Origin of the sequence: Sphingopyxis sp. C-1 (assembly GCF_001047015.1) — a bacterium.
Classification (GTDB): domain Bacteria; phylum Pseudomonadota; class Alphaproteobacteria; order Sphingomonadales; family Sphingomonadaceae; genus Sphingopyxis.
In genome coordinates this window covers 2,691,781-2,709,166 of sequence record NZ_BBRO01000001.1, presented here as the reverse complement: position 1 = coordinate 2,709,166, position 17,386 = coordinate 2,691,781, and the positions used below count along the sequence as shown (strand labels likewise).

Annotated in this window: 16 protein-coding genes; 10 read left to right on the top strand and 6 right to left on the bottom strand. The window is 64.5% G+C overall.

The annotated features are described in order from the left end of the window. Positions 1 to 39 precede the first annotated feature (39 nt). Positions 40 to 789 (top strand): SDR family oxidoreductase, encoded by a 750-nt coding sequence (locus SC1_RS12775; protein ID WP_062182218.1) that lies wholly within the window; start codon positions 40 to 42, stop codon positions 787 to 789. Positions 790 to 792: 3 nt separating this feature from the next. Here SC1_RS12775 and SC1_RS12770 read toward each other — a convergent pair whose 3' ends face one another. The 4 genes from SC1_RS12770 to SC1_RS12755 form a co-directional block, all read right to left on the bottom strand. Further along, entirely contained in the window at positions 793 to 1,215 is a 423-nt protein-coding gene (locus tag SC1_RS12770) for a DUF1810 family protein (protein WP_062182215.1), read from the bottom strand. Positions 1,216 to 1,225: 10 nt separating this feature from the next. Next, positions 1,226 to 1,510, bottom strand: a complete 285-nt coding sequence (locus SC1_RS12765; protein ID WP_062182212.1) for a GNAT family N-acetyltransferase — start codon at positions 1,508 to 1,510, stop codon at positions 1,226 to 1,228. 98 nt (positions 1,511 to 1,608) lie between these two features. After that, positions 1,609 to 2,271: an FMN-dependent NADH-azoreductase gene (locus SC1_RS12760; RefSeq protein ID WP_062182209.1), complete on the bottom strand. Its 663-nt coding sequence runs from the start codon at positions 2,269 to 2,271 to the stop codon at positions 1,609 to 1,611. A gap of 11 nt (positions 2,272 to 2,282) precedes the next feature. After that, a complete protein-coding gene (locus SC1_RS12755) occupies positions 2,283 to 3,734 on the bottom strand; it encodes a PLP-dependent aminotransferase family protein (protein WP_062182206.1) in 1,452 nt (483 codons plus the stop codon). A gap of 274 nt (positions 3,735 to 4,008) precedes the next feature. Here SC1_RS12755 and SC1_RS21620 point away from each other — a divergent pair, with 274 nt between their 5' ends. The 5 genes from SC1_RS21620 (at position 4,009) to SC1_RS12730 (ending at position 10,082) form a co-directional block, all read left to right on the top strand. Next, the gene (locus SC1_RS21620; RefSeq protein WP_193749169.1) at positions 4,009 to 5,955 is read left to right on the top strand and encodes a ferritin-like domain-containing protein; all 1,947 of its coding nucleotides are present in this window, start codon (positions 4,009 to 4,011) and stop codon (positions 5,953 to 5,955) included. Positions 5,956 to 5,983: 28 nt separating this feature from the next. Next, on the top strand, positions 5,984 to 6,733 hold the full coding sequence (locus SC1_RS12745) for an SDR family NAD(P)-dependent oxidoreductase (protein ID WP_062182203.1): 750 nt from the start codon (positions 5,984 to 5,986) through the stop codon (positions 6,731 to 6,733). 196 nt (positions 6,734 to 6,929) lie between these two features. After that, on the top strand, positions 6,930 to 7,577 hold the full coding sequence (locus SC1_RS12740; protein WP_062182200.1) for a response regulator transcription factor: 648 nt from the start codon (positions 6,930 to 6,932) through the stop codon (positions 7,575 to 7,577). 85 nt (positions 7,578 to 7,662) lie between these two features. Beyond that, positions 7,663 to 8,055, top strand: coding sequence for a response regulator transcription factor (locus SC1_RS12735; RefSeq protein WP_238586681.1), 393 nt, complete (start codon positions 7,663 to 7,665; stop codon positions 8,053 to 8,055). A 17-nt stretch (positions 8,056 to 8,072) separates the two neighbouring features. Beyond that, a complete protein-coding gene (locus SC1_RS12730; protein WP_062184102.1) occupies positions 8,073 to 10,082 on the top strand; it encodes a PAS domain-containing sensor histidine kinase in 2,010 nt (669 codons plus the stop codon). Between the two features lie 41 nt (positions 10,083 to 10,123). On the opposite strand, the gene SC1_RS12725 is transcribed toward SC1_RS12730, so the two are convergent. After that, positions 10,124 to 11,095, bottom strand: coding sequence for an alpha/beta hydrolase (locus tag SC1_RS12725; RefSeq protein ID WP_062182197.1), 972 nt, complete (start codon positions 11,093 to 11,095; stop codon positions 10,124 to 10,126). A gap of 241 nt (positions 11,096 to 11,336) precedes the next feature. Here SC1_RS12725 and SC1_RS12720 point away from each other — a divergent pair, with 241 nt between their 5' ends. The 3 genes from SC1_RS12720 to SC1_RS12710 all read left to right on the top strand — a co-directional run bounded on the left by SC1_RS12720 (position 11,337) and on the right by SC1_RS12710 (position 13,236). Beyond that, on the top strand, positions 11,337 to 12,119 hold the full coding sequence (locus SC1_RS12720) for an alpha/beta fold hydrolase (protein WP_062182194.1): 783 nt from the start codon (positions 11,337 to 11,339) through the stop codon (positions 12,117 to 12,119). Between the two features lie 119 nt (positions 12,120 to 12,238). Beyond that, on the top strand, positions 12,239 to 12,754 hold the full coding sequence (locus SC1_RS12715) for a hypothetical protein (RefSeq protein ID WP_062182192.1): 516 nt from the start codon (positions 12,239 to 12,241) through the stop codon (positions 12,752 to 12,754). Further along, on the top strand, positions 12,754 to 13,236 hold the full coding sequence (locus SC1_RS12710; RefSeq protein WP_062182188.1) for a DUF421 domain-containing protein: 483 nt from the start codon (positions 12,754 to 12,756) through the stop codon (positions 13,234 to 13,236). The genes SC1_RS12715 and SC1_RS12710 overlap by 1 nt, the downstream gene beginning before the upstream one ends. Before the next feature lie 11 nt (positions 13,237 to 13,247). On the opposite strand, the gene SC1_RS12705 is transcribed toward SC1_RS12710, so the two are convergent. Continuing rightward, entirely contained in the window at positions 13,248 to 15,176 is a 1,929-nt protein-coding gene (locus tag SC1_RS12705; protein ID WP_062182185.1) for a patatin-like phospholipase family protein, read from the bottom strand. A gap of 150 nt (positions 15,177 to 15,326) precedes the next feature. On the opposite strand from SC1_RS12705, the gene SC1_RS12700 reads away from it, so the two are divergent. Beyond that, positions 15,327 to 17,384 (top strand): transglycosylase domain-containing protein, encoded by a 2,058-nt coding sequence (locus SC1_RS12700; RefSeq protein WP_238586680.1) that lies wholly within the window; start codon positions 15,327 to 15,329, stop codon positions 17,382 to 17,384. Positions 17,385 to 17,386: the final 2 nt, after the last annotated feature.

The window sequence follows — 17,386 nt, the reverse complement described above, 5'->3', positions numbered from 1 at the left end:
TAGGCTGTGGGGACGAAATGCATCGCGGAGTGAAGCGCCATGAAAATCACTGTCATCGGAGGAACGGGCCAGATCGGTCGCCGCCTAGCCGCGCGACTGCGCGAAGATGGGCATGAGGTCGTCGTGGCAGCCCGGTCGACCGGCGTCGACACGGTCAGCGGCGAGGGGCTGGTTCAAGCACTCGAAGGCGCCGACGTGGTCGTCGATGCATCGAACTCGGGTTATGGCGACGCCGCCGATATGCGGCGTTTCTTTGCCGCTTCGAGCGATAATATACTCGCCGCTGCCCGCGCTGCGTCGGTCGGGCACGTCATCGCGCTTTCCGCTGTCGGCGCGGACACGCTGAACGGCGGCTATTTTCTCGCCAAGCGCGATCAGGAGGAGCGGATTCTGGGCGTCGGCGTCCCGTTCACGATCGTCCGATCGACACCCTTTTTCGAGTTCGTCTACAAGATCGTCGACGCGAGCGGCGATGGCGACCGGATGCCGCTTGCGCCCGTCACGATGCAGCCGGTGGCCGCCGACGACGTCGTCGCGGCGCTGGCCCGCCTCGTCACCGAAGCGCCGGTGAATGATATCGTCGAGATTGCCGGACCCGACACATTCGGTCTTGCCGAACTCGCGACCGAAATCCTCACCGCCAATGAGGATATGCGCTGGATCTCGGTCGACCCGGACGCGCTGTATTTCGGCGCGCGGTTCGATGGCGAACCGCTCACCTGCAATCGTCCGCGCCTCGCACCGACACGGTTCGACGACTGGCTACGCGAATGGATCGCTTTTGCCTGAGGGTCAGCGGTCGTTGTCGATGCGGACGATCGTCGCCTCGTCGACCATATTGTCGAACCAGGTGATGAGCACCGAACGCAGCAGTACTTCGTTCGACGCCTCGGCGAACAGGGTGAGCGAGGCGTGGAGCTTTGCGGCATCGACTTCGCCGAACACTTCGCGCGCGCTTGTCTGGACCAGCCGAAAGAGTGTTTCGACGCACTCGCGGTAACGGCCGCCGAGCGGAGCGAAATCCAGATAGGCGCGCGCTTCGTCGAGCGACGAGAGCGCATAGACGTTTCCATCGTTGTCTTCGATACCCAGGCGCGGGAAGATGAAATCCATGTAGGGCGTGCACATCGCGCCGCGGCGCAGAATGTCGATCGCGTCGTCATAGGCTTCGGCCTGCGCGGCAACGAAGCGTTCGAGATGATATTCGTCGATCATGATGGCCTCGCTAGCCGGCGACGACGTCGGCGAATTCGGGATGGCGGCCGAAAAAGTTGACCATGAACTGGCAGCGCAAAACCGCCTTGCGCCCCGTCTGCCGCATCAGGTGGAAAGCGCCCTCTGCGAGTTGCGATGCGATGCCCATGCCCCAGAATTCCGACGGAACCTCGGTGTGAATCAGGACCAGTCGCCCCTCTTCGTCGACCCGGTAAAAGGCGGCCGCGGTCGAACCGTCGGGCAGGTCGAGTTCGAAACAGCGCTTTTCGACATTGTCGACAACTTCGGCGTCCATGGCAGCTCACCTTTCCTTTGAGAGAGACGCGAACAGCCTACGCCAGCGGCACGACCGCAACAGACCCAAGGGCTGGAGATATGATTGTACCGTAAGGGCTAGCCCGCCCGCGACAGCGCGGCGCGCGGCTCGATCACCCCCCATGCCTCGGCGAGCGCGGAAAGTTCGGTCCTGGCGCGCCGCATCGCGGCGGCCCGCTCGACCTCGTGCGCGAACTGCATAGGCTGCGCATCCACGAAAACGGGGTCATCGACACCGATGAAGCCAAAGGCCGCACGAAGCGCCGGCGTCAGCGCGTCCATCGCCGCAAAGGGCGTGCCGGGGCGCAGGTCGACGCCGCGCGTCGTCAGGAACAGCGTCTTCTTGCCGCCGAGCGTGCCGACGTACTGTCCTTCGTCGGTTACCACGTAAGTCAGGCCACCGCGCACGATCGTATCGACGAACGCCTTGAACGCCGCGGGCATCGTCCAATTGTGCATCGGCATCGCAAAGAGCAAGGCGTCGGCGCCGAGCAGGCGCGCGCACAGAGCATCGGACACCATCAGCGCCTCCTTCATCTCTGCCGTGCGTTCATCGGCGCGCGTGTAGGTCGCGCTTGCGAACAACTCGGTGATCGGGGGCAAGATCTCCACCGCAAGATCGAGATAGTCGACCGACAGCGTCGGGACTTGCGCGCGCAGCCGATCGACGAAAAAGCGCGATAGAGCGCGCGAGCCGGAATTTGCGCCTTTGGGGCTCGCATCGACATGCAGCAGTTTCATCTTCGTCTCCTTTACGCCGCCTGCGCCGAAACCGGCGCGGCGACGCCTTCGTCGATCAATGTCGCCAGCGTGTCGCACGCCTTGCCCAGAATTTGTTCGCGCAGGTTGGTGACGCACAGCACCAAACCGGGCTGCGCCGCGGCGGGGTTCGCGTACCAGATCGACAGCGGCGCCGGCGCGATGCCCAGTTCGGGCGCGCGCCTTGCCAGCGCGACATCGTCATAACCGCGCGGCAGATGAACGATCACCGCCAGCCCGGCGAAGGCATCGACCGCGATATCCGGATCGAGCCGTGCGTGGAGCGCGTCGCGCCGTTCGCGATACAGGCCTTTCATGTGGCGCAGGTGGCGCAGGAAATGGCCGTCGGCCAGGAAGTCGGTAAGCGCGAGCTGCGTCGTCACATTGGGCGCGGGGTTGAGACAGCCCGCAACCTCGCCAAATCGCGCGGCGAGCGCGAGCGGGGCGACGACAAAGCCCAGACCCAGCGCCGGGCTGATTGTCTTGCCGAAGGTGCCGATATGGATCACGCGGCCGGCGGGGTCCTGCGCCGCCATCGCTGGCGCGGCACGGCCGCCGAGCTGGAGTTCGCTGAGATAATCATCCTCGATGATCCACGCGCCTTCGCGTTCCGCCCAGGCGAGCAGCGCGGCGCGGCGCTCGGGCGACAGCGTGACGCCCGTCGGCGCCTGCTGCCCCGGCGTGACGATGGCCAGCGCGGCGTCGGGCGCGGCGCGCACGCCCATGTCGACGCGGATGCCCTTGGCGTCGACCGCGATCGGGACGGGTTTCAGCCCGGCAATTTCCAGCCCTATGCGCGATATCGGGTAGCAGGGATCTTCGACCCACGCGGTGCGTCCCTGCACGCCGAGCGCCATCAGGGTCAGGCAGAGGCCGTTCTTGTAGCCGGTGGTCAGGATGATCTGGTCAGGGTGGCAACAGATGCCGCGCGTGATCGCGAGCTGTGCCGCGATCTGCGCGCGCAGTTCGGGCTCGCCGCGCGGATCGGGCGGGCCGACCGGGGCCATGGCATTCGCGCGCACCGCGCGGGTACGCAGCCGCGCCCATAATTTCGCGGGAAAGGCATCCTGCGCCGGCACCCCCATCTGAAAGGGCAAGGGGCGAAGCGAGAAGCCGCGTTCGAGATTTTGCAGCGGCCGCGGAATGTCGACCCGTTTCGTCTCGACCGGCTTCGGCGCGGCCCGTTCGGCGACGCGCGTGCCGGCGGCCCCTGCCGAAAAGACCAGCAGCTCGTCGGCCAGCGCTTCATAGGCGGCCTTCACCGTCCCGCGCGCGACGCCAAGCTGCGAAGCCATGTCGAGCCACGATGGCAGTCGCGTTCCGGGTCGAAGCCGGCCGTCCATGATCGCGGTGCGGATTGTCGCGGCGATCTGGGCGGTAATCGGTGTCGAATGCGAGCGATCGATCTGGAAGGAGAGCCGTCCGGCGTCCCATGATGCATTCATCTCGTCACCTCATGGTACTGTTAAAACGCTGTCGATGGACCAGAGGCTATGCCCCTTGCGCCGGGTCTGTCGAGACGGGGGCGACCTATGCGAAGGTACAGGATGGGCTGCCTTGCCGGTTAGGCCGGATGACAATCACCCCGCATTTCAATCCCGCGGGCGAGCGGTTTGGTACAGGCGGCTTGTCAACTCTCGTGCCTGCCCCTGATGGCAGCGCAGACTATCCTGTCCGCTTCACCCGCCGCCCGGCGGCGGTCGCAGGAGGGTTATGAAGATGGACGGCAAAACCGCCGTGAGCCGCGAGAAGATATTGCACGCGCTCTATGAAGCCGCGGAACTCGAGCATAATCTGATGTGCACCTATCTCTATGCCGCTTTCAGCTTGAAGGATGGCGAAGGCGAGGGGTTGAGCGGCGCCGAGGCCGAAGCGGTTGCGCGCTGGCGCCGCGCGATCCTCGACGTCGCGATCGACGAGATGAGCCACCTTGTTGCGGTGTGGAACATCACCGTGGCTCTAGGTGGCGCGCCGCGTTTCGGACGCACCAACTTTCCGATCGAGCCCGGCCGGCTTCCGGCAGGCATCGCGGTAAAGCTCGCGCCCTTCGGCGAGGCTGCGATCCAGCATTTCCTCTATCTCGAGCGCCCTGAAACCTCGGCTGAAGGCGACGGGGCGGGCTTCGCGGCGGACAAGGCCGCGCCGCGGACGCCGCGGACGTTCCGCCTGACCCCGACCGGATATGATTATGCGACGATCGGCGCCTTCTATCAGGTGATCGAGACCGATTTGCGCGCGCTGGCTGGCGCGATCGGCGAGGCGGCACTTTTCTGCGGCGATCCCGCGCTGCAACTGACGCCCGAGGAAGTCGGCTTCAAGGGCGCGCGGCCCGTCACCAGCCTCGACAGCGCGCTCGCCGCGCTCGCTGAGATCATCGTCGAGGGGGAGGGCGCGCCGACCGACAGCGACGATTCGCATTTCCGCCGCTTCGTTGCGGTCCGCGACGAGATGCAGAGCCTCGCCGCCGCGAACCCCGACTTCGCCCCCGCGCATCCCGCGGCGACCAACCCCGTGCTTCGCAAGCCGCCGTCGCCCGAGGGGCGCATCTGGCTTGAAGACGCCGACGCCGTGGCGACGGTCGACCTCGCCAATGCCATCTATGTACTTGCGCTTCGCCTGCTCGCCGCCGGCTATGCGATACCTCGCCCGAACCCCGACAAGGCGCTCTATATCGGTTCGGCTATCGGGTTGATGCACGCGCTCACCGCAGTGGCGGAGCGCGCGGCACGCCTTCCCGCCGGCCCATCGAACCCGGGCTGCAACGCCGGTATATCGTTCACCGCGCTGCGCGAGGCTGCATCGCTGCCCGCGGGTGCAAGCGCCAGGCACGTTTATCTTGAGCGTATGGAGGAACTGAGCGCCGTCGCCGAAGCGATGGACACTGCCGACCCTCGCTGCGTCCGTGCCGCGCGGATTTTGCAGAAGCAGGCTGCGCGGCTGCGCGACGCACCAATTGGCGAGGCTGCGCCAGCAAGCACCCCCGACGCAGCGCCGCCGCCCGCAGCGCCCTCAGCGTCGCCAACGACCTCGGCCGACGGTGTCGACCGGGCCGAGGGCAAGGACATCGCCGTGATGTTCGACGGCAAACGCTGCATCCATGCGCGCTTCTGCGTCACGCAGGACCCGGCGACATTCCTCGCCAATGTCGACGGCCCATGGATCATCCCCGACGCGACCGATGTCGAATATCTCTGCGGTACGATCCGCCAATGCCCGTCGGGCGCGCTGACTTATGAGCGCCGCGACGGCCAGGCCGAACCGGTGCCGCCGGTCAATCTGATCACGCTGCGCGAGAACGGTCCTTATGCAGTGCGCGCCGATCTCGCGCTCGATGGCGAGAAGGTGGGTTTTCGCGCGACGCTCTGTCGTTGCGGTGCTTCAAAGCGAAAGCCCTTCTGTGACAAGTCGCATAAATATATCGGCTTCGAGGCGACCGGTGAGCCGCCGACGAAGGATGGGCCGAAGCTCGCGGTTCGCAATGGCCCGCTGACCGTCGAGCCCCAACTCGACGGACCGCTGCAGATACGCGGCAATCTTGAAATTCTCAGCGGGACGGGGCGGACCGTCGCCGCCGTCGAAACGGCGCGGCTCTGCCGCTGCGGCGCATCGAAGAACAAACCCTTTTGCGACGAAAGCCACCGCCGGATCGGCTTTCGCAGCGCATGACAAACTCTCCCAGGAAAGAAGGCAATTTATGACAAGCTTGAACGGAAAGGTCGCGGTAATCACCGGCGGCAACAGCGGCATCGGCCTCGCCGCAGCCAAACTCTTCGCCGCCGAGGGCGCGCAGGTCGTCATTACCGGCCGCCGCCAGCAGGTCGTCGACGACGCCGTACGCGAAATCGGATCGGCGGGTTTCGGGATCCAGGGCGATGTCGCCGATCCCGATCATCATCGCGAGGTCGCGGAGATCGTCCGCGAGCGCTTCGGCCATGCGGACATCTATATGGCGAATGCGGGGGTCAACACGATCAGCCCGTCGCACGACGTGACCGAGGCCGAATATGATGCGCAGTTCGCGATCAACGCGCGCGGGACCTTTTTCGGGGTGCAGAAGATCGCGCCCATCATGCGGGACGGCGGCTCGATCATCCTTGTCGGCTCACTTGCCAGCGACAAGGTGCTCGAAGGGCACGCGGTCTATGCGGGGACGAAGGCCGCGATCAACGCCTTCGCCCGCGCATGGGCGCTCGAGTTCAAGGCACGCGGCATCCGCGTCAACATGCTGAGCCCCGGGCCGACCGAGACGGCGATCCTTGAGAAACTGGGCGTGGCGCCTGAAGATCATGACGCGTTCGTCGAAATGATGGCGGGCGCAATTCCGCTTGGCCGGCTCGGCCAGCCTAGTGAATTGGCAAGCGCCGCACTCTTCCTCGCCTCTGATGCAAGCAGCTTTGTTACGGGCATCAATCTGCGCGTCGATGGCGGCATGGCGCTGCTTTGACGACTTGCGGCTCTTCGATCGAAACGGCGCGCTGTCGTACGGGTTTCGGAGCAAGGAAAGCCCTTGCTCCGAAACCCGCGGGCACATAGACTTTGCGCGCCTGCCGACATGACCGGGACGATCTCTTGCCTTTCGGTCGCAGGATGTCCGCGGGAAGATGGCCGTTCGCGACGACACCGCTTACCGGGGAGGGGTAATGACCACGACCGCCGATTATGAACCGCCGCTTGTCCTGATCGTCGACGACGACGAAGAGGTGCGCACGGCGATCAGCGAATTGATGCTGTCGGTCGGGATGGAAGCGAACTGCTATGGCTCGACGCGCGAATTGCTCGAATCGCCGCTGCTCGAACGCGCCGGCTGCCTCGTCCTCGATGTGCGCATGCCGGGATCGAGCGGGCTAGACCTTCAGCAGCATCTGGCCGCCGCCGGCATCGCGAAGCCGATCGTCTTTCTGACCGGACACGGCGACATCCCGATGTCGGTGCAGGCGATGAAATCTGGCGCCGTCGATTTTCTGACCAAGCCGGTGCGCGACCAGACGTTGCTCGACGCCGTCGTCGCGGGTGTCGAACGCGATGTTGCGGATCGCGCGAACGCCCGGATCGTCCGGCAACAGGTCGAACGTTTCGCGACGCTCACCCCGCGCGAGAGTCAGGTGATGCGCGAGGTCGCCCGCGGACGGCTCAACAAGCAAATCGCCTATGACCTCGGTATTTCGGAAATTACCGTCAAGCTTCACCGCAGCAATGTGATGAAGAAGATGCAGGCGGCGACCGTCGGCGAATTGATCCGCGCGTGGGAGAAATTGCCCGCACAATTGCGTGAAACCGGGGGAGCCTAGACTTTGGTATGGTTACAAAGCTTTACAAGCTGCGCGACTATGGCGTTATTGGCCGTCCCGGTCGTGAGAAAAAGGGCCAAATCGCTTGCCCAAAACGCCTCTTGTCGCAGTTGTGGATGATGACGAAGCCATCCGCGAAGCATTGTGCGATCTGTTGATGGTTACCGGACTGGAGTGCAGCACCTTCGATAGTGCCCCGGCGTTCCTCGATAACGTGCAAAATCATTTCGATTGCCTGATTACCGATGTGCGAATGCCCGGGATGAGCGGGATCGACCTGCTCGAACGGATGCGGGCCGGCGGGTCGGACCTGCCCGTCATCGTGCTGACGTCGGTCATCGATTCCAGCGTCCGGGCGCGGGCGCTCGACCTCGGCGCGCAGGCCTGGCTGACCAAGCCGGTTGCGGACGATGCGCTTCTCGATCAGCTGAAGGCGGCGATCGGGGCGGAGGATTGGCCCGACGGGCCGGAGCAGTGAACGCCGGACCGCTTCAAGTGACGACGCAGGTGTCCGAACCGGATATCGCGGACTTCGCATCCGAAAGTGTGGTCATTTTCGATATCGAAGGTGCGGTCCATTACTGGAATCCGGCGTCGGAAGCGCTCTATGGCTGGCCCTCGCTCACGATGGTCGGTCGTGGTATCGGCCATCTGTCGACGCGCAGCGAGAACGAACGCGAGCATTGGCGCATGCTGCTTCAGGAAGGAACGTGGCAGGGCGTGGTCAGCCGGCGCACCCCGTCGGGTATCCATATCGCCGTCGATATCCGCCAATATGTCCGCTTCGCGCAGGACGGAACCCCGCGCGACGTCATCGAATATGGCCGGCAGTCGCTCAGCGACGGCGCCGTACCGGGGGCGGACTGGCACATTCCCGACCGGTTGATGGCGGCGAGCTGGGAAATCGACGTTTCGGCGTCCGAAGCGTTGATCGCCGAGATCGCGCGGCTGCGCGGCGAAGCCGACGCCGAAGCGCAGTTGAACGCACGCCATAATGAGTTGGTGAAGGCGGCACGGATCATCAACGTCAACGAACGGACAATGCGTCTCGTCGGCGGCAATCGTGGACGTGACCTTATGATCGGCCAGCCGGTCGCCGGTTTCTGGCCGCTCGAGAGCCGCGCAACGCTGGGCGAATTGATCGTTGATGCGATGACCGGAAAAACCGAGGATGCGACCTACCGGCGGCAACTCCCGTCGGATGGCATCCTGCGCGATCCACTGGTCACAGTTTGGCGGGCCGAAACGCCGGGCCGGATTTATGCCGCGGTCAACGGGGCGGTCGATGACGACCGTTCCTATGTCTATCTTCGGGCGAGTGAGGCGCGATACCGCAAACTCGTCCATCATATGCCGATCGCGCTGTGGCAGGTCGACGCCAGCCATATGGGGCGCATCTACAACGATATCCGCGCGACGGGCGTCACCGACTTTGGCGCTTATCTCGACGAGCATCCCGAGTTGGTAGAACTCGCCGCGACGACGGTTCAGATCACCGACGTCAATCGCGCCGCGGTTCAGCTGCTCGGCGGCTCCAGCGCGCTCGATTTGATGCGGCCGGTCGGATATCTGTTTACGGTCAATCGCAGCTCGCTTCGCAACGTGATGATCGGACGTTTCAACGGGCAGACAAGCCACGAAGAGATCACGAAGATCGAGACCTTCGACGGCCGGGTGCTCGACGTGCGCATGTCGGTGACCTACCCGAAGGTGCTCGCCGAGCTCGACGTCACGATCTTCAGTTTCGAGGATGTAACCGACCGTATGAGCATGGAGGCCGAGATCCGGCAGCTTCAAGCCGACTTCACCCACGCGGCGCGAATCTCGACGCTGGGCGAACTCACGACCTCGATAGCGCATGAGATCAACCAGCCGCTCGCTGCCATCGTCACCAATGCCGAGACCAGCCTGCGCTGGCTGTCGCGCGACGACCCCAATGTCGAGAAGGTGAAGGCGCTGACCGCGCGCATCGCCGCGAGCGGACGGCGTGCTAGCGATATCGTGCAGCATATCCGCGGCATGGCGTCAAAACGCCAGCCTGAACGCGTCGCGACCGATCTCAACGAGATTGTGCAGGAATCGCTGATCTTCATCCGTCACGAAATCGAATCCCAATCGATCGGTATTACGACCGACCTCGCACGCGCGCTTCCGAACACCATGGCGGACCGCATTCAGTTGCAGCAGGTGGTCGTGAACCTGCTGATCAACAGCGTCCAGGCGGTCGAGGCACAGGGCACGGGAACGCGTGAGATTTATATTGGCACGTCTTTGACCGAAAGCGGTGCGCTCGCCTTTACGCTTCGCGATACGGGGCCCGGGATTTCGCCCGACGATCTCGACCGAATTTTCGAGGGCTTCTTCACAACGAAGGAGGCAGGGATGGGGATCGGGCTCGCCATCTGCCAATCGATCATTTCCGAACATGGCGGGGTTATTGCCGCATCCAATCATCCGGACGGCGGCGCGCAATTCCGCTTCGAGATTCCGGTCGAGACACCCTGACGATTTGCGGGAGGCGGCGCATCGCCGCCTCCCGCCTCGCATCACGCACCCGCCGCAAGGACCTTGCGCAAATAGCCGATCGCCTGCCCGATCGCGCCGCGCGCGGCCGGGGTTTCGGTGATCGGGTTGAGCATCATGAAATCATGGATCGTCCCGTTATAGCGCACCGCGACGACCGGCACGCCGGCTTCGGCGAGCTTGCGGGCATAGGTTTCTCCTTCGTCGCGCAGCACGTCATTCTCATCGACGATGATCAAGGTCTGCGGCAGGCCGGCAAGCTGCTCGGCCGACGCGTTGACAGGCGATGCGAGGATCTCATTGCGACGCGCAGCGTCGGGCAAATATTGGTCCCAGTACCAGGCCATGGCCTTTGCGGTGAGCCACGGACCGTCGGCGAACTGTTTATAGGATTCGCTCGACATCGATGCGTCGGTGACCGGGTAAAAGAGGAGCTGCGCACGAAAATCGGGGCCGCCGCGTTCCTTTGCCATCAGCGTCACCGCCGCAGCCATATTACCGCCGACACTGTCGCCCACGATCACGATGCGCTTCGGATCGGCGCCGAACGCGCCGGCATTGTCGGCGACATGGCGCGCGACGGCATAGGCCTGTTCGATAGCGCCAGGATATTGGCTTTCGGGCGAGCGGTCATAGTCGACGAAGACGAGCACGGCGTTGGCGCCCACCGCGAGTTCGCGAACCAGCCGGTCGTGCGTCTGCTTGTCGCCGAGCACCCAGCCGCCGCCATGGATATAGATGATCGCGGGAAGCGTACCGGTCGCGCCGGCGGGGCGCACGACACGAATGTTCGTCTTGCCCGACGGGCCGACGGGAAGCGTGCTGTCCTCGCTGTCGACTGCCAGAAGCGGAACGGTGACCGACTGCTGGACGGCGGACAGGACGCCGCGGGCGTCGGTTGGCGTCAGCGTATAGATCGGCGGGCCGTCGGGCAGACCGCCGACAAATGCGCCGGTTGCGGGTTCGAGCGGGGAGGGTGCGATATTCTTCGTCATGTCGATCCTTTCGGTTCCGGACGGGAATGCCCCCCGCCTCGCTCAAAGCATGTGCCAGCGCGGCCACCGGACGAGCTATCGTGCCGAAGCAGGTTCGCGGCTGTCGAACCCGCGTGGCCGCCCTATCCTTTGGTGTGGGGAGTGATATGATCGCAGGACGGGAACAGATACTTTGATGTGATATGCGCCGCGGGCCCGCGGGTGCATCTCTTGCCTATTCAACAGCCAAGAGGATGATGACATGTATCGTTCAATTCGTTCGGCGGCGCTTGCCGCACTGCTTTTCTCCGGCACCGTCGGCGCGCAGGCCGAGGATATGGCCGCCAAGCCGACCGTCGTGCTGGTCCATGGCGCCTTCGCCGATTCCTCGGGCTGGAACGACGTGATCGCCCGGCTCGAGAAGGACGGCTATCCGGTAATCGCAGCCGCGAACCCGTTGCGCAGCGTTGCGGGCGATGCCGCCAGCGTCGCGGCGGTCGTCCGGTCGATCCCGGGCCGTGTCATCCTTGTCGGCCACAGCTATGGCGGTGTCGTCATCACCGAAGCGGCGAAGGACAATCCCAATGTGAAGGCATTGGTCTTCGTCGCCGGATTCCTGCCCGACACGGGGGAATCGGCGCTGACGCTTTCGGCCAAATTCCCCGGCAGCACGCTGGGTGACGCGCTGTCGCCGGTCAGTCTGCCGGGCGGCGGCACCGACCTTTATATCCAGCCCGCCAAATTCCATGCGCAATTCGCGGCCGACGTGCCCGAAGCGCAGGCGACGCTGATGGCCGCGACGCAGCGTCCGGTGACGCAGGGGGCGCTGACCGATGCCTCGCAGGCGGCGACGTGGAAGACCCTGCCGAGCTATGTCATCTATGGCGGCGAGGACCGCAACATTCCGGCGGCGACGATGAAATTCATGGCCGAGCGCGCACATGCCCGCAAGACCGTCGCGGTCGCAAGCGGCTCGCACGCACTGATGGTCTCGCATCCGGTCGAAGTCGCCGAACTGATCGAGAATGCCGCCGCCGACCGCTGAGGCGGCGGAACGAACGGGCGCGCCAAGCGTCAATTAAGCGCTCGCCCGCGGCCAAAGCGGGCGAGCGCTCCTGGCCTTTTATGTGGCCTGAGAGCGTTGCAATCAGGCCGGAGGATCGGATGCAGGCGCTGGAAGGACTCGATGCCAAGCCAACGCACCAACGCCTCTGGGATCGGCACGCCAGCCCGATCTCGATCCTCCTTCTCGGCGGCCTCTTGTTGGCCGCAGCCCTCGGTTTCACCGGCGGACAACCGAGCCCGCCCCGCACGGCCGATCTAGGCGACGCGCGCCTGACGGTAAAAACGCCGACCGTCATTCGCAACGGCGAGTTTTTCGAGACCGATATTACCCTGACCGCAAAAGCTCCGCTCGATGATGCGGTGGTCGCCGTATCGCCCGCGCTCTGGCAAGACATGACCGTCAACACGATGATCCCGGCGCCCGCCGAAGAGTGGTTCGAGGACGGCCGTTTTCATTTTTCCTACGGCCCGCTGCGCGCGGGCGACAGCGTGCACATCAAGGTCGACGGCCAGATCAACCCGCCGCTGTTCGCGGGCACCAGCGGCGAAATCGCAGTCTTCGACGGCAAGCGGCGCATTGGTGAAATGCCGCTTCGCATCAAGGTGCTGCCCTGATGGATATCGTGCTTCGCGCCACTGTGATGTTCTTCATCCTGTTCCTGCTGATCCGGCTGCTCGGCAAGCGCGAGCTAGGCCAGATGACGCCCTTCGAATTCGTCGTGCTCGTCGTGCTCGGCGACCTCATCCAGCAGGGGGTGACGCACAATGATTTCAGCCTGACCGGGGCGACGCTCGCCATCTGTACCTTCGCTTTCTGGGCGCTGGTACTAAGCTGGACGGCATATCTGTTCCCGCGTGCCAAGAACCTGCTCGAAGGCGCGCCGCGGGTGATCGTGCGCGATGGCGAGATATTGATCGAAAATCTGCGGCGCGACCGGCTGACGCGCGACGAGATACTCTCCGAAATGCGGCTGGCCGGGATCGGGCAGATGTCGGAGGTCGCATGGGCGATCCTGGAACCGCAGGGCAAGATGAGTTTCATCAAAAAGGACGATCATGCCTCGCCGCAACAGGACCGCGACGATCCCGCGAACTAGGGGGGCTGACCCTAGTAGATCGGCGTGATTTGCATCTGGGGCAACGGCCGCGGCGTACCGTCGCTGAGGTCGGGGCCAAGGTCGGCCCATTCCTCGCCGCGTGCCACCAGGTCGGCGAACAGCGCTTGCGCGGCGCTTTGCGCTTCGGTCGACCGGAATTTGTATGAAACTGCCGGCGGCACTCCTGTGCGCACTGTCGCAAAGGCTGCCTCATAAGCGGGAATCGGCGGCACGACTTTCGCGCTGGCCGCAATCCGGATGGTGTAGCGCTGAAGGCCCGATGCGACGTTCCGCCAGCGTACCCAATAATGATTGTCGAACGAGAATTGATACAGGCGCTCGCCAGCGACCGTGCCTTTCAGCGAAATGCTGTCCAATATGTCCTGCGACATGTCGAGGTTCATCCCGCCCTCGACCTTGTCGAGCGCGACGTGGACGATCCGGTCGCGTTGCCCCGGCGCGCGCGATTGCAACAGATCGCGCCAATTCTGCATCGTGCTGATGATACCGAATATGAAAGCGGAAACCTCCGCCAGCGCAAGGGGCCGGGCGATCGAGTTGTAGCTGCGTTGCCATCCGCGATTATTATGCAGCGGCAACCACACCGCGGCTTCGGCCCGGTCCTGCGCACATTGGGGTTCAGGGTTGTCGACCGGCGGGCTGTCGTCGCTTTGGGGATAGACGAGGTTGATCGCAAAGGTCGGCCAGCGCGGCAGCGGCGCGTCGAACAAATGGAGCGGGAAATTGCTTGAAACCCCGCCGTCCGAGAACCAGCAGATACGAAAACCCTCGATCAGCGAAAGCGGAGCCTCGCCGCCGGTGGCCAAGCTGTCGGTGCTCTGGCTGAGCGTCGTTTCCTTGCGATCTTCGCTTTCCCCCGACGTCTCGCCTTCGGTCTCGCCGCGAAGCGTGCGCCTCGCCGCCGGCTCGTGCAGCGGCACAGCGCTGATCAGCAATGGAAAGCTGAGGCTCATCCGCATCGCCACGAGCACCGGCATCCGGCCCTTGCCGGGAAGGCGATAATAATCCTTTCCGTCGACGCGGTCGGGCGCACCCGCCATCGCCACCATCGCGTCGACGACGGTTTGCGGGAACAGCAGATCGAATTCCTCGCGCAGGAACCAGAAGGACGCATCGGTGAAGGGCAGCGTTCGCGGTTCACGATGCGAAACGCCGGTGGTGATCATCTGAAGCGAGATTGCTGTTTCGGTCCGCGGTTCGCCGGGATAACGGGGCGCGTCCCACAGGTCGTCGAACAGCAGCGGTTCGGCGATATCCTTGCCCGACAAGGATTGCAGAACCCCGTGAAGCCAATCGGTCAGCGCCGGTTCTGCCGCATCCTTACCGCTGCTCAAACCCGAGCAGAGGCCCAGCAGATTGCGCCGCGTGACGCGCGCGACACGTAAAGCCGCGGCGATTGCTGCGCCAAGATAGGCGCAAACCGCCGAGGGCAGCAGTACGGCTGCCGCCCCGGATGGCCCCGCAATCGCATAACCAAGCGCAAGGAACAGGCCGAAAAGGAGCAACGCTTCAAGCGGGGCGATGGCGACGACTGCGATCGCTGCCGTGCAGGCCTTGCGGAGCGCGCTCGCGTTTCCGGTGAGCGTGACGATCAGGCGATAGGCGCTTCGCCCGCCGCGCGCGGGCTGAAACAGGCCGAAGATGAAGCCCCGCGACGAAAGCTGTGCCGCGACGCGTTCGAGACCGGCGAAGCCAAGCGTCGAGGGGCAGGGGGCGGCCGACCCCGATGCGACATGTTTGCGGTCGCCCAACGCGGCGGCGGCGGTGGCTGCCGCCGCGATCGCGCCCGCCGAGGTTCCACCGATATTCTTGAACCGGAAGTCGCGCGCGAGCGCCAGAACGGCGTTGGGATAGACGATGCCGCTCGTGATGCCGCCCTTCATCACCAGGTCGCAATAGCGGGTGGCTGTTTGGCTCATGTCGTCGCTCTCCGGATGGACGGGGCTTCTTCTTTTCTTATCGCGACACGCCGATCAAGTCGCTGTCCTTCTTGATGAATGGAGCCCATCCAACGCACCATATAACGCAATTGCTTATGCTGTGTTGGGGCTGTAATACGGGCGCTGCGCATGAAATGGTTCCGTAAACCCGAAGGCCCCGACCCCACCCTAGCCGCGACGCCGGGTGGCCCGTTCGCCGACATGGCAGCGCCGCCGCCGCCCATCGTTCCCGAGACGCGCGGGCGCAAATGGATGCGCCGCATCTCGCGCGGCTTCGCGATCTTTTGCGTGATCTTCATACTGCTCGTCGGCTGGCTCGCGCTGACCGCGCCGCTGTCGAAATCGCTCGAACCGATCGCTCCGCCGCAGATCACCTTGCTCGCGTCCGACGGCACCCCGATCGCGCGCATCGGCGCGATCGTCGACACGCCGGTGAAGAGTGCGGATCTGCCCAAGCATGTGACCGGCGCCTTCCTGGCGATCGAGGATCGCCGCTTTTACAACCACTGGGGCGTCGATCCGCGCAGCATAGCACGCGCCGTCTGGAGCAATGTCACCGGCGGGCGGACGCAGGGGGGCAGCACGATCACTCAGCAGCTCGCGAAATTCACTTTCCTGACGCCGAAGCGCACGCTCGGGCGCAAGGCGCGCGAGGCGCTGATCGCCTTTTGGCTCGAAGCATGGCTGACCAAGGACGAGATTCTCGAACGTTATCTGTCCAACGCCTATTTCGGCGACAACACCTATGGCCTTCGCGCCGCCTCGCTCCATTATTTCTATCGCCAGCCCGAAAAGCTGACCCCCGCGCAGGCGGCGATGCTCGCGGGGCTGGTGCAGGCGCCGTCTCGGCTCGCCCCCACCAAAAACCCCGATCTGGCCGAAAAGCGTATGAAGCTGGTGCTGGATGCGATGGTCACGACGGGCTATCTCACCGAACAGGAGCGAAAGGCGCTCCGCACCCCGCGCATCGACGTGCGCACGCGCAACACCTTGCCGACCGGCACCTATTTCGCCGACTGGGCGCTGCCCGAGGCGCGCAAGTTGAGCGATGTCGGTTATTCGCGCCAGACGATCGCGACCACCCTGGATGCGCGGTTGCAGGGGATCGCGCGCCGTGTGACGAGCCGCGCGGGGCTGGGCAAGGCGCAGGTCGCGCTTGTCGCGATGCGCCCGAATGGCGAGGTTGTCGCGATGATCGGCGGCAAGGATTATGCCGCATCGCCCTTTAACCGCGCGACGCAGGCGCGGCGCCAGCCGGGGTCGACCTTCAAGCTCTTCGTCTATCTCGCCGCGCTTCGCGCCGGTTGGGATCCGGGCGATATGATCGACAACAGTCCGATCGAGACCGGTTCCTATCGTCCCAAGAATTCAGGCGGCGCCTATTCGAAGCAGATCAGCCTCGAAGACGCCTTTGCGTCGTCGAGCAATGTCGCGGCGGTCCGACTGCTCCGCGAAATCGGCGACGACAAGGTGATCGACATGGCGCGCGACCTTGGTGTCACCGCACCGATGGCGAAGGGCGATCCCAGCCTTGCGCTCGGCACGTCGAGCATGACGCTGCTCGAACTCACCGCCGCCTATGCCGCGGTTGCGGCGAACAGCTATCCGGTCGAACCGCACGCGTTCGAGGCCGACGAAAAGGGTTGGTTCGAGAATCTGATCTCGGGCCCGTCGCGCTTCGGGTCGAGCGAGCACGAGGATATCGAGCAAATGCTGCGCGCCGCGGTCAATCGCGGGACCGGCCGCGCCGCGCGGCTGCCACAGGCCAATTTCGGCAAGACAGGCACCAGTCAGGACAATCGCGATGCGCTGTTCGTTGGCTACGCGAACGGCCTTGTCGTCGGGGTGTGGATCGGCAACGATGACAATACGCCGCTGCAGGGCATTTCGGGCGGCGGTTTGCCGGCGCGCATCTGGCGTGACTTCATGACCGGGGCGTCAGGCAAGAAAGCGGCGTCGCAGCCCAAGAAGATTGTCGATCCGACCGGCCCGGTCGAGCCGCTCGATGTCCCCGACGTCGGCGCGATCCCGATCGGAGAGGGCACGCGGATCGGGATCGAGCGCGGCGATGCGGTGATCTCGACCGAAATCAATGGCAGCCCGATCGACCTGCGCCTGCCGATCCAGGATCGCACGCCAGAGCCCGCCGTGCCCGCGCCGCAGCCGCAGCCACCGCCGGGAACCTGACA

Bases quoted from the DNA above. Each gene is read 5' to 3' on its own strand.
- SC1_RS12775 (WP_062182218.1), top strand. From the start codon at position 40: ATGAAAATCACTGTCATCGGAGGAACGGGCCAGATCGGTCGCCGCCTA.
- SC1_RS12770 (WP_062182215.1), bottom strand. From the start codon at position 1,215: ATGATCGACGAATATCATCTCGAACGCTTCGTTGCCGCGCAGGCCGAA.
- SC1_RS12765 (WP_062182212.1), bottom strand. From the start codon at position 1,510: ATGGACGCCGAAGTTGTCGACAATGTCGAAAAGCGCTGTTTCGAACTC.
- SC1_RS12760 (WP_062182209.1), bottom strand. From the start codon at position 2,271: ATGAAACTGCTGCATGTCGATGCGAGCCCCAAAGGCGCAAATTCCGGC.
- SC1_RS12755 (WP_062182206.1), bottom strand. From the start codon at position 3,734: ATGAATGCATCATGGGACGCCGGACGGCTCTCCTTCCAGATCGATCGC.
- SC1_RS21620 (WP_193749169.1), top strand. From the start codon at position 4,009: ATGGACGGCAAAACCGCCGTGAGCCGCGAGAAGATATTGCACGCGCTC.
- SC1_RS12745 (WP_062182203.1), top strand. From the start codon at position 5,984: ATGACAAGCTTGAACGGAAAGGTCGCGGTAATCACCGGCGGCAACAGC.
- SC1_RS12740 (WP_062182200.1), top strand. From the start codon at position 6,930: ATGACCACGACCGCCGATTATGAACCGCCGCTTGTCCTGATCGTCGAC.
- SC1_RS12725 (WP_062182197.1), bottom strand. From the start codon at position 11,095: ATGACGAAGAATATCGCACCCTCCCCGCTCGAACCCGCAACCGGCGCA.
- SC1_RS12720 (WP_062182194.1), top strand. From the start codon at position 11,337: ATGTATCGTTCAATTCGTTCGGCGGCGCTTGCCGCACTGCTTTTCTCC.
- SC1_RS12715 (WP_062182192.1), top strand. From the start codon at position 12,239: ATGCAGGCGCTGGAAGGACTCGATGCCAAGCCAACGCACCAACGCCTC.
- SC1_RS12710 (WP_062182188.1), top strand. From the start codon at position 12,754: ATGGATATCGTGCTTCGCGCCACTGTGATGTTCTTCATCCTGTTCCTG.
- SC1_RS12705 (WP_062182185.1), bottom strand. From the start codon at position 15,176: ATGAGCCAAACAGCCACCCGCTATTGCGACCTGGTGATGAAGGGCGGC.
- SC1_RS12700 (WP_238586680.1), top strand. From the start codon at position 15,327: ATGAAATGGTTCCGTAAACCCGAAGGCCCCGACCCCACCCTAGCCGCG.